Annotated in this window: 11 protein-coding genes and 1 tRNA gene; 9 read left to right on the top strand and 3 right to left on the bottom strand. The window is 36.8% G+C overall.

Going from position 1 to position 11,379, the window contains the following annotated elements; all coding sequences use genetic code 11:
* The first annotated feature begins 65 nt into the window (after positions 1-65).
* Positions 66-140: transfer RNA gene (locus ABYT26_RS13220), tRNA-Pro, on the top strand.
* A gap of 146 nt (positions 141-286) precedes the next feature.
* A complete protein-coding gene (locus ABYT26_RS13225) occupies positions 287-1,492 on the top strand; it encodes an L-serine ammonia-lyase (protein WP_372754659.1) in 1,206 nt (401 codons plus the stop codon).
* A gap of 43 nt (positions 1,493-1,535) precedes the next feature.
* Here the strand turns inward: ABYT26_RS13225 and ABYT26_RS13230 are convergent, their stop codons facing one another.
* Positions 1,536-3,191 (bottom strand): M28 family metallopeptidase, encoded by a 1,656-nt coding sequence (locus tag ABYT26_RS13230; protein WP_372754661.1) that lies wholly within the window; start codon positions 3,189-3,191, stop codon positions 1,536-1,538.
* 186 nt (positions 3,192-3,377) lie between these two features.
* On the opposite strand from ABYT26_RS13230, the gene ABYT26_RS13235 reads away from it, so the two are divergent.
* The 5 genes from ABYT26_RS13235 to ABYT26_RS13255 all read left to right on the top strand — a co-directional run bounded on the left by ABYT26_RS13235 (position 3,378) and on the right by ABYT26_RS13255 (position 7,001).
* The gene (locus ABYT26_RS13235; RefSeq protein WP_372754663.1) at positions 3,378-3,800 is read left to right on the top strand and encodes a DoxX family membrane protein; all 423 of its coding nucleotides are present in this window, start codon (positions 3,378-3,380) and stop codon (positions 3,798-3,800) included.
* Positions 3,801-3,979: 179 nt separating this feature from the next.
* The gene (locus tag ABYT26_RS13240) at positions 3,980-4,474 is read left to right on the top strand and encodes a TlpA disulfide reductase family protein (RefSeq protein ID WP_372754665.1); all 495 of its coding nucleotides are present in this window, start codon (positions 3,980-3,982) and stop codon (positions 4,472-4,474) included.
* A gap of 259 nt (positions 4,475-4,733) precedes the next feature.
* Complete coding sequence (locus tag ABYT26_RS13245; RefSeq protein WP_372754667.1) at positions 4,734-5,360, top strand: hypothetical protein; 627 nt, start codon at positions 4,734-4,736, stop codon at positions 5,358-5,360.
* Positions 5,361-5,384: 24 nt separating this feature from the next.
* Complete coding sequence (locus ABYT26_RS13250; RefSeq protein WP_372754669.1) at positions 5,385-6,329, top strand: tRNA dihydrouridine synthase; 945 nt, start codon at positions 5,385-5,387, stop codon at positions 6,327-6,329.
* A gap of 3 nt (positions 6,330-6,332) precedes the next feature.
* The gene (locus tag ABYT26_RS13255; protein WP_372754671.1) at positions 6,333-7,001 is read left to right on the top strand and encodes an adenosylcobinamide amidohydrolase; all 669 of its coding nucleotides are present in this window, start codon (positions 6,333-6,335) and stop codon (positions 6,999-7,001) included.
* On the opposite strand, the gene ABYT26_RS13260 is transcribed toward ABYT26_RS13255, so the two are convergent.
* Together ABYT26_RS13260 and ABYT26_RS13265 are read right to left on the bottom strand one after the other, a co-directional pair.
* The gene (locus tag ABYT26_RS13260; RefSeq protein ID WP_372754673.1) at positions 6,974-7,522 is read right to left on the bottom strand and encodes an AAA family ATPase; all 549 of its coding nucleotides are present in this window, start codon (positions 7,520-7,522) and stop codon (positions 6,974-6,976) included. The genes ABYT26_RS13255 and ABYT26_RS13260 overlap by 28 nt on opposite strands.
* Positions 7,523-7,528: 6 nt before the next feature.
* Positions 7,529-9,001 carry a cobyric acid synthase gene (locus ABYT26_RS13265; protein WP_372754675.1) on the bottom strand — a complete coding sequence of 491 codons (1,473 nt, stop codon included), beginning with the start codon at positions 8,999-9,001 and terminating at the stop codon, positions 7,529-7,531.
* Between the two features lie 351 nt (positions 9,002-9,352).
* Here ABYT26_RS13265 and ABYT26_RS13270 point away from each other — a divergent pair, with 351 nt between their 5' ends.
* The gene (locus ABYT26_RS13270) at positions 9,353-9,808 is read left to right on the top strand and encodes an Lrp/AsnC ligand binding domain-containing protein (protein WP_372754677.1); all 456 of its coding nucleotides are present in this window, start codon (positions 9,353-9,355) and stop codon (positions 9,806-9,808) included.
* A 135-nt stretch (positions 9,809-9,943) separates the two neighbouring features.
* On the top strand, positions 9,944-11,329 hold the full coding sequence (locus tag ABYT26_RS13275; RefSeq protein WP_372754679.1) for an aminopeptidase P family protein: 1,386 nt from the start codon (positions 9,944-9,946) through the stop codon (positions 11,327-11,329).
* The last annotated feature ends 50 nt before the right edge of the window (positions 11,330-11,379 follow it).

Consider the following 11,379-nt stretch of genomic DNA (forward strand, 5'->3'; position numbering starts at 1 on the left):
AAAATTTTAGAGGAGTTTAAAAACTTCTCTTTTTTTATCTTAATAGAATACCGGAATGAGAATTTCGGGGTGTAGCGTAGCCCGGTCATCGCGCCTGCTTTGGGAGCAGGAGGTCGCAGGTTCGAATCCTGCCACCCCGACAAAAGAGAGAAATCGTATGATTTCTCTTTTTTTGTGCCGTAAAGTTTTTAATTCATCTTTTTATTTTTTGATGGCAAATTAAAGATGATTTTGCTTTACTAGGGCTTTTATATTTATCGGTAGTAATGTGCAGGAATAACTGAATATGGAATCAATTAAGGAAATTTATCGTATTGGCTGTGGTCCTTCTAGTAGTCATACAATGGGCCCCCAAAATGCTGCAGAGCAATTCTTGCAGCGTCATCCTAATGCAGAAAAATATGAAGTAATTTTAATGGGAAGTTTAGCTGCTACTGGCGAAGGGCATTTGACTGGTGTTGCAATTGAATCCGTTTTTCAAGGTAAGAAAATGGATCTAATTTGGAAACCCGAAAAATTTTTAAAAAGACATTCGAATGCGATGTGCTTTAAAGCTTTTTCGGCTTCGGGAAACCTTGTTGAGGAATGGACCGTCTATAGTATTGGTGGTGGTGCAATTGTTGATGATTCATCTGTTTTATCTACAAAGAAAGTTTATAAACTCAGTACCATGGATGAAATAATTGCTTGGTGTAAAGTCAATGAGAAACAACTATGGGAGTATGTAGAATTGATGGAAGGAGAAGAGATATGGAGCTTTCTAGATGAGGTGTGGTCTGTAATGAGGAGTGCTATAAAAAGAGGGGTAAATAAGGAAGGTGAACTTCCAGGAGGACTGAAGTTATCGCGAAAGTCGCATTTGTATCACCTAAAAGCCAAAACTTATGGTGGCCCAATGCGAAAACGTACGATGTTGTATTCGTATGCCTTGGCGGTTTCCGAAGAGAATGCAGGAGGTGGTGTTATAGTAACTGCTCCAACGTGTGGGGCGAGTGGTGTTCTCCCTGCTGTCCTATTCTACCATAAAAAATTCTATAAGTTTAGTAAAATGGATGTTTTAAAAGCATTGGCTACGGCTGGATTAATCGGAAATCTAGTGAAAACGAATGCTTCTATTTCTGGTGCAGAAGTTGGTTGTCAAGGTGAGGTGGGAACTGCTTGTGCCATGGCATCAGCGGCAGCTACCCAATTGCATGGAGGAACGGTTTATCAGATTGAATATTCGGCAGAGATGGGTTTGGAGCATCATTTGGGCTTGACCTGTGACCCAGTGCTTGGTTTAGTTCAAATTCCTTGTATCGAGAGGAATGTTTTTGCGGCAGCTCGTGCTTTAAATCACAATACCTACGCCTTACTTTCCGATGGTAGGCACAGAATTAGTTTCGATCAGGTTACAGAAACCATGATGAAGACTGGTCTTGATTTATCCTATTCCTATAAAGAAACTTCAATTGGAGGTTTGGCTTCCTTAAAGGGATTTGGTTATCGTTAAAAAAAAGAGCTTGATTCAGTATTGAACCAAGCTCTTTTATTAATTAGTTGTTTTCTTTTAAACTGCGTTCTCGGATTGCTTTAAATTCTGAACCATCTTTCCATTTTGGGATTGCATCTTGATTGGCCAGTTCCCATCCCACTCGGAAAAGTAGTTGTGCATCTTCGGCAACTCCTTCTAAATTCCACCAATCTTCATACTCATCGGTAGGTTTGTGGTAGTAATTTGCTAGCCAGTCTTTTTCTTTTGCCGACATATATTCGATGCCTTTTTCACGATGATCGTTATTTCCACGTGCAAACAATGCAGGAACACCTACACGTGCAAAGCTGAAATGATCGGATCGAAAATACATGCCTGATTGTGGATTTGGATCGGGAAGTAAGTATCGATCTTGTTTCTCGGCTGCTTTTCTTACGTATTCATCCAGATCGGATTGTCCATATCCAGTAATCATTACATCTTTCATGCGTCCGTAGGGTAACATTAAATCGTTGTTGATGTTTGCTACCGTTTTGTTCAAAGGGAAAATAGGATTATCCACATAAAAACCGGAACCATTTAAACCAGATTCTTCTGCCGAAGGAGCCAAAAACACAATTGATCTGCGCGGTTTTTGCGGCATGGCTTTAAAGGCTCTGGCAATTTCAAACATCCACGCAAGTGATGTGCCGTTATCTACAGCGCCATTATAGATCGAGTCGCCCTCCATTTTTGGACCAATGCCCAAATGATCCCAGTGAGCAGAGTAAAAAATGTATTCATCGGCTAAATCAGTTCCTGGAATAAGTCCGAGTACGTTGTGTGTTTTGTCGAAACGAGCTGAATTTTGAAAGGCGAGACTTATTTTTGTTTTTAAATTGAAGCCTGTGAAATTTTTTTGTTTAGCTGATTGAATTGCTTGATTGAGATTTTTGTTGGCATTGGAAAAAATGCCTTGAGCAGCAGTTAAACTCAGCCAGCCTTCAACCAGACATCTAGATTGATAATTGTCTTTAGCTTGCTGATATAGTTTTGGAACTGAAGCAGAATTCAGAACAACTGACCATGGGTATCCAGCAGGTTTATCTTGATGAATAATTAAAATTCCTTCAGCTCCCTGACGTGCCGCTTCTTCATATTTATAGGTCCAGCGTCCATAGTAGGTCATTTCGTTGCCCTTAAAAAAAGTTCTATCCGAAGATCCAAAACCGGGATCGTTTACTAGTACAATTACTGTTTTGCCTTGCACGTCTAAATTTTTGTAGTCATCCCAATTGTATTCTGGCGCTACAATTCCATATCCAGCAAATATGACTTCCGATTCGTTAAGTTTAATTTCATTCTGTATTCGTCTGGAAAAAGCAACAAAATCATGTCCATAGTTAAGTTTTGTAAATTTAGTAAGAGACTCAACGTTCAGGTGTTTTGGCGCTGTAAGTGATATTTCAACTAAGGGAACTTCTTGAAAATAGGAGTCGTTTTGGATAGGCTCAAGACCAATTTCTTTGTATTGATTTGCGATGTAATGAATGGTTTTAGCTTCACCGTCAGAGAATGGTTTTCTTCCCTGATATTCATCGGAAGCCAATTCTTGAATGTAATTTGTCATTCTTGTGGTAGAAATTACTGCTTCTGCGTTTTTTAGGTTTTCTTCTGGAGAGCTACAGGCCAATGTGAATATGGCCATGATTAGAGTGATTAGCGTTTTTTTGAGCATGTGGTTTGTTTTGGCTTAAAGGTAAAAAAATATGCGAAATGATTGCGTTTTTTTTAGGTAGTGAAAGCACTATAAATAGAGGATATTTTGATATTGTATTCGCTTTTTGATCTAAAATGATCATCTTTAGCTTTCGAAAGGAAATGATGGAATACAGCTCTACTAAGTGAGAAAAATGAAATTGGAATGAAGGCAAAACGAAAATACAAAAATTTTGAAATGTTGCTTCGAATCGTAACTGCGATTATACTTATTCAGACTTTACATTTTAAATTTTCTGGGCATCCCGAAGCGGTCTATATTTTTTCGGAGATTGGTACAGAACCCTGGGGACGAATAGTGATTGGTGTTATTGAGTTGTTGATCGGAATTTTGTTTTTTTTGCCCAAATGGTGGAAAGTGGCAGCGGTAGCTTGTAGTGTATTAATGCTGGGAGCAATTGGTGTTCATTTGTTTACGTCGGTAGGTGTTGTGATTCGTTATGATGGAAATTCTGATGGAGGACAATTGTTTGCAATGGCATTAATAGCTCTTTTGTTTAGTTGTATTTTAGTAGTTCGGGCATTTATGAATGGGATGTATCGAATTGCTTTCACAAAAAGAGAATAAAAAATGAGGCTTGTAATTTTTTGGACTAGCTGTAAATCTTTTTATTAGATTGGCAGAAAATGATATTTTCTAATGTTATTGAGAGTTATTGTTACTTTCATTTACTTTGCATTAGCTTGATTATAATTATTTTTTAATGAAAAACAGAAATGAATAAAATACTGATAATAATTGTTTGCATGATAGGATTAACTTTTTCAGGAATGGCTCAGGATGATGAGGCGAAAGGATATATTGTGAAGGTGGGAGATATAGCTCCTGATTTTGAAATGAATTTGCTTAATGGTCAAAAGGTTAAGCTTTCTGAATTGAAGGGAAAGCTTGTGATGTTGCAGTTTACAGCAAGTTGGTGTGGGGTTTGTCGCAAAGAAATGCCTTTTATCGAGAATGAGATTTGGCAGGAACACAAAGACAAGGATTTTGCTTTGTTTGCTTTGGATTTAGATGAGCCCAAAGAAAAGGCAGAGGCCTTAATTGCTGCTACTGGAATTACTTATCCGATTGCCTTGGATGCGGAAGGAAAAATATTTACCAAATATGCGCTTAAAGAAAGTGGTGTAACTCGTAATGTTATTGTGAATAAAGAGGGTGAAATTATTTTTTTGACTCGATTGTTTAATCGAGAGGAATTTAATGAGATGAAGAAGGTAATTGAGGCAGAACTAAACAAATAAATTTATTCTCAATATGTTGGTGTTTTTTGAATTCTTTTAGCTTCTATTGTTCATTCAAACTACAGGTTCTTATAATCTGATATCCTATTCGTATTTAGGTTTAGCTCAATTTTATGGCTTTTCTATTTATAAAATGCAAAAGATTAAAATCTTCGTTTGTTTTGTCTTGACAAGTGAGAAATGCTTAATTTTATGCCTATCTTGAGAAAGTAAAATAAGATTTTAGTTTAGTTTATTTATTTTTTAGCTGTAAGGGATTATGGATAAGGATTTTGTTCAAATTATTGAGAAGGTACGAGCTTATTTATTTAAAAATGGCTTGAGTGGCTTTTCTCTTGAAAAAGTGAAAGATTTTGGCATAACTCTTTCCGATGTATCAAAATATGTTGGTTCAGTGGAAGAGTTGGTTGAAAAAATTCTTGAATACGAAAGGAAATCATTTGAATCTATATTTACTCGATATAATTTTGAAGGTCAGAATGCAATTGATATCCTATTTATTGTCAGTAAGGAAATGAATAGTCGTTTCGAAGATTTGACTCCTTCAGTAACCATGGAATTTGAGAGTCATTTTCCGGAAGTGTATAAAAAGCACATGGATGAGCGAATGACTTTTATATACGAGAAAATAAAAATTAATATCGAAAAAGGAATGGCTCAGGGAATGTATCGTGATGATCTGAGTAGTGAGATGGTTGCGCGCATGTATCTTTCCCGATTGGAAGATATGCACAACCCAGAACTGTATCCTCCTGAAAGATTTAAATTCGGGACTATTTATGATACCATGATCGATCAATTTGTAAAAAGTATTGGTACTGAAGATGGAATTAACTATTACCGTCAACGGAAACAATTATTGGGAGTACTTAGTTTTGGAAGATAATTGTAAATAAGAAAATTTTATTAAATGAAAATTTCATTAGCGCCCCTTCAGGGATATACTGATTGGGTGTTTCGACAAACATACGAAAAATGCATTGGGGGCATAGATGAATTCTATACCCCTTTTCTTGTTCTGCAAAATACAGGTGTAGTTCGAACTTCACATAAAAGAGAGGTGGAACCATTTTTAGAGCGGAACAATAAATTAGTTCCTCAGTTTTTAGGTGGATCGGTAGAAGAATTTCAATTTTTCGAAAGTTATTTTTATGACTTGGGATACAAAAAAATGAACTGGAATTTAGGCTGTCCATTTCCTATGCTAACCAGAAAACAGAAAGGTTCTGGTCTGCTTCCCTATCCTGATAAAGTAAAAGAGATTCTAGAGAAAGCTTATTGCGGAAAAATCGATTTATCGATTAAAATGCGTTTGGGTTTAGAGGATGAATCTGATATTATTCCAGTTTTAGATGCCATAAAAGATATTGCTGTTGATGAAATTATTGTTCATCCCCGCATAGGCAAACAGATGTACAAAGGTAGTGCTGATTGGGACTTGTTTGAGCAGACACAGCAACAATTTACTAAGTTGCTTGCTTTTAATGGGGATATAGAAACCCTAGAAGATTTTAAGAGCTTGGTATCTCGTTTCCCAGATTTGAAACATGTAATGATAGGGCGTGGTATTTTAAGGGATTATTGGTTGCCTGCAAAAATTAAAGGAGGTGAAATTCCTTCTGCCAGCGAACGCAAAACGATTCTGCGAAAGATGCACGATGAGATGTTTTCATCTTATTCCTCTTTTTTGAGTGGTGACACTCAGATTTTGCAAAAAATAAAGCCTTTTTGGGAGTATTTTTCGGCTCATTTCGAAGATGAAAGAAAAGTGCACAAAAGAATCAAGAAATCAGGTGGACTCAGAAAATATCAGGATGCTGTTTCTTTTGCTTTTCAACAAGATATAAAGGAGTAAAGAATGAATTTTTCAGTTGAATTAACCGAACAATTTCTTCACGTAAAGTTTGATAGTTCGGTTCGGATGCTTAGTTCTGCGATATTAAATGGTGGCTTTCAAAAAGCCGATCATTTTTTGAATACCAAAGTGGACGCTAATTTTCGTGGCGAAAAAACTGATTTTGAAGCGCCAAATGTGACTCTGCGAAGAATTGCTCATTCTGAAAGTTGGAAGGGCAATTGTGTTGGCATGATGACTGCGGCTTTGATGAGTTCATTTCGCAGAGTTCGAATGGAAGCACAGTCTGTTTGGATTGAGGTTCTTGTTACATCAGGAGTGTCGAATGCGCGCAGGGCAGGAGATTTGGCTGACTACCAATTTATGAATGAGGATTGCAGAAAAGTGGGGACTATAAATATTTTGGTTTTAACCAATGCCCAGCTGTCCGATGCGAGTATGGTGGAATGTATTATGATGGTTGCTGAAGCAAAAGCGGCTTGCTTGCAAGATTTGCAGGTGAAGAGTCCTGTTAGTGGGCTCTTGGCGACAGGAACAGGAACTGATTCTACAGCAGTTGCTTGTGGCACAGCCTCTCGGGTTGAGTATTGTGGAAAACATGTTTTGTTTGGTGAATTGCTTGCCAAAGCAACCTGTCAGGCAATTTACAAATCATTAGCACCTGATAGATAGTTGTTTATGAATTTAACTCGGTGTTTTATTGAAGATTTTGGAAGCTCAATAACCCTAAAGCCTAGTTCTTCATAGGTGTTTTTTAGGAAAAGAGAAATTTCCATAGAATCTTCGAAAGATTCTGGTCGTTCGGCATCGTTGATAAAAATTTCTTTCCATGGGGGTGCAAGAAAAACTGTTTTGTTGTACTGTTTCGAATGTTTAAAATATCGTTTGGGTACATCACATCCTCTTCTTCTTAGGTAGGCAATAATATCCGGCAAGCCACGATCAAAAAAACAGTTTTTATCTGCAGTACATTCCAAAAGTTGTGCACTCATTCGCTGAAAGCAAATTTCTGCAAAATCTGGTAAGTTACGCCAGGGAACTTTATCGCCTCCAATTTGGTGTTGTTCCTGAATAACAATTCGAGAAATTTCTTCAAAACAGCAATATCCATGATCTGATAATTGGCTCAAAAGAGTCGATTTTCCTGATCCGGGTCCACCCGTAATTATAAAACGATTGTTGATGGTATTCATGTTCAATTAGTCTTCTTTTAAATGAGAATAGAACAAATTCATATCAATGTTTTCCCTGATTAAGTCGGCCAATTTGTTGTACTGTCTGTCTTTAAATTCTTTGTAGTTAAAGTTATTTTCCGATTCTAGGCTAAAGCCGGATAAAAGGTCCTGAATTACGACCTGATTGTCTAAAATACCATGAATATAGCTTCCCCAACAATTTTGATTCAAGGAATAACCATCGCTTTTCCCATTAGATAGTTGAGTTAAAGGATTGTTTGTGTTGCAAGCTTTTGTTTCTCCCATATGAATCTCATATCCGGTACAATCTTCTTTAAATTCCTTAAATTTAAAGGTGCATTGCTGGGTGAGTTTTTCGTTGGTAATGGTGGTTTTAATGGGTAAAATTCCAAGTCCTGAAATGCTAGCTATGTCTCCTTCTATTTCAAGAGGATCCATAATTTCTTGTCCCATCATTTGGTATCCACCACAAATGCCGATTACTTTTTTTCCATTTTTATGAGCTTTGATGATGGATATGGCAACACCATTTTGTTTGAGTTCCTGAAGATCCGAAATAGTATTTTTGCTTCCGGGAATAATTACGATATCGGCTGATTCAATTTCCAGAGGATTATTGGTGTAAAAAAGATGGACTCTCGGATCGTGTTCTAGTACGTTAAAATCAGTAAAGTTGGCCATTCTGGGAAGAATAACTACAGCACAGTTAATCTTATCATTGCTCGATGTTTGGGTTTTCTTCTCGAGGCTTACCGAATCTTCTTCCTCAATATGAATGTTTTTAAAATAGGGGAGAACTCCCAGTACTGGTTTTCCTGTGAGTTCTTCTAAAATTTTTTTTCCGCTTTCAAATAATTGTAAATCGCCTCTAAATTTATTGATCAGAATTCCTTTGATCTGTTTGCGTTCGTCTTTGTCCAATAATTGAATGCTTCCGTAAACACTTGCAAATACGCCACCTCTGTCAATATCGGCAATTAAATACGTAACCGCATTGGCTTCAATAGCCATTCGCATGTTGGTAATGTCTCTGGTTTTTAAATTTAATTCAGATATGCTTCCTGCACCTTCGAGAACAACCGGATTGTATTTTTTATTTAATCGGTGAAAAGCTGATTTTGCTTCCTCGAATAAGGCCATTTTATTGTTGCCCATAAAATAGTCAACTGCCGATTGTGTGCCTACGGGTTTGCCGTTTAAAACAACCTGAGAACTTTTATCATTGGTTGGTTTTAATAAAACAGGATTCATGTCGGTATGGCATTCTAATCCGCACGCTTCTGCTTGAACTGCCTGTGCCCGACCAATTTCAAATCCTTCGGGAGTAGCATAAGAGTTAAGAGACATGTTCTGAGCCTTGAAAGGAGCTGGTTGGTAGCCATCCTGTTTAAGAATTCGGCAAAATCCAGTGTTAATAATGCTTTTCCCGACATCCGATCCAGTGCCGACAAACATTAAAGGTCTTAATTTTATCATAAAGGTCTTATTTTCTATTCAAATTGGATTGTAGTGAGATTTAAATCCAGCTTCTACGCCGCAAAATTACTCTTTTTTTGCCGAGTTACTTTGGTTGTAAAACAGTATTTCGAGGGAATAAATTCTGTAGGCTTTGTTTAACTTCGTTGTGCTCTAGTGTGAATTGGTTCTAAATTTAGAAAATATGATGTTTTTTCATCAACTTAGCTTATGATTTATTAATATATTTGCTACTATTGTAATGAATTGTAATAAGAAGGGGCTAATTAGCCTTTTGAGGACATAGCTTTCATCAATTTAACTGTTGAGGTGAGTTCCTATCTCATTATTTAAATCTAAATAAAAAGCCTAATGAAAGTTCAGATTGATGAAGTAGATCAGAAGATTTTATCTTATTTGATAAAGAATGCACGCATCCCTTTTTTGGAAATAGCGAGAGAATGTGGTATTTCGGGTGCGGCAATTCATCAAAGAGTTAAAAAACTTGAAGATGCAGGAATTATTGATGGCTCTCGTTTTATTGTAAAGCCCAGAGCTTTAGGGTATGAGGTTTGTGCTTTCGTTGGCATTTCTCTCGATCATGCACATCAATACAAAATGGTGGTGGAAAAGATTGATGCTATTTCTGAAATCGTAGAATGCCATTTCACAACAGGTAATTTTACTTTTTTAGTGAAAATGCTTTGTCGCGATAATCAACATTTAATGGATGTGCTGATTAATACCCTTCAGAATATTCCTGGTGTCTCAAAAACAGAAACTTTTATTTCTTTAGATCAAACAGTAGATCGGGAAATTACATTATAGAGTTTAATTATTATATGAAAGGCTTTCCTTAGGGAAAGCCTTTTTTGTGATAAAAGTAACTGTATTATGGGCAAATAGTTCTGATTTTTGTACCTTCCCGTCTCTTTTTATTAAAAACATAAAATACACATAGAAATGTTTCCAAAAGAAGTATACGTTAAAAGACGTAAGCAATTACGTGAACTAATGAAAGATGGAATAGCCTTGGTTTTAGGAAATCCAGAGGCTCCAATGAACTTTGCTGATAATGTTTATCACTATCGTCAGGATAGTACTTTTTTATATTTTTTTGGTATTGATCATCCTGGTTTTGCAGGTGTTTTTGATATCGATAAGGATGAGGATTATATATTTGGTAACGATGTAGATATCGCAGATATAATATGGATGGGACCACAACCGACTGTTGTCGATCAGGCAGCTGCCTTCGGAATTGAAAATACAGCTCCACTTGATAATTTAAAATTTGTTATTGAAGAGGCTGTAAAAGCTGGAAGAAAAGTTCATATTTTACCTGTTTATCGTGCCGAAAACAAAATTACGATTCATGAGCTTTTGGGGATTCCTTTTAATGCCATTAAAGAGAATGCATCAGTGGAATTTATGAAAGCTGTTATTTCTCTTCGCGAAATAAAAGATGAATACGAGATCAAAGAATTAGAACGTGCGGCAAAAATAGGTTATGAAATTCATACTACAGCTATGAAAATGGCCAAAGAAGGTGTTTACGAAAGAGAAATTGCTGGCGAGTGTGAAGCGATTGCTTTGCGTGCAGGTGGGTTACTTTCTTTTCCTCCTATTGTTTCGAAACGGGGTGAAACCCTGCACAATCACGAACATGGCAATTTGTTGAAAACAGGTGATTTGCTCTTGATTGATAGTGGTGCTGAAACAGATACTCACTATGCTTCGGATAATACACGTACAATACCAGTTGGTGGAAAGTTTAGTGCCAAACAGAAAGAGGTTTATGAAATTGTTCTAGCCGCTTTAAACAAAGGACACGAATTAATTCGTCCTGGGCTAAGCTACCAAAGTATTCATTTGGAAGTTTGCAAAGTAATTGCCGCTGGATTAAAAGAATTGGGTTTAATGAAGGGAGATGTTGATCAGGCAGTTACAGCTGGAGCTCATGCTCTGTTTATGCCTCACGGACTTGGACATATGATGGGTTTGGATGTTCATGATATGGAAAATTTTGGCGAGGATTTGGTTGGATACGATGAAAAAACTCAAAGAATCGAGCAGTTTGGTACGGCTTACCTTCGTTTGGGAAAAGAATTAAAGCCTGGATTTGTGATTACAAATGAACCCGGAATTTACTTTATTCCTGCCCTAATGGATAAATGGAAAAAGGAAGGCCTGCATTTAGATTATATTAATTACGATAAAGTAAATGAATATCGTGATTTTGGGGGCATTCGATTGGAAGATGACGTATTGGTAACCGAAAAGGGAAATAAGTTAATAGGAGAGCGAATTCCTGTTAGTATTGAGGAAGTTGAGGCTATAATGTGTTAACTATTTCACTTTTATCATAAAAAAGGCAGTATTCCCAGTGAATACTGCCT

Origin of the sequence: Labilibaculum sp., from assembly GCF_041595635.1 — a bacterium.
GTDB lineage: Bacteria > Bacteroidota > Bacteroidia > Bacteroidales > Marinifilaceae > Labilibaculum.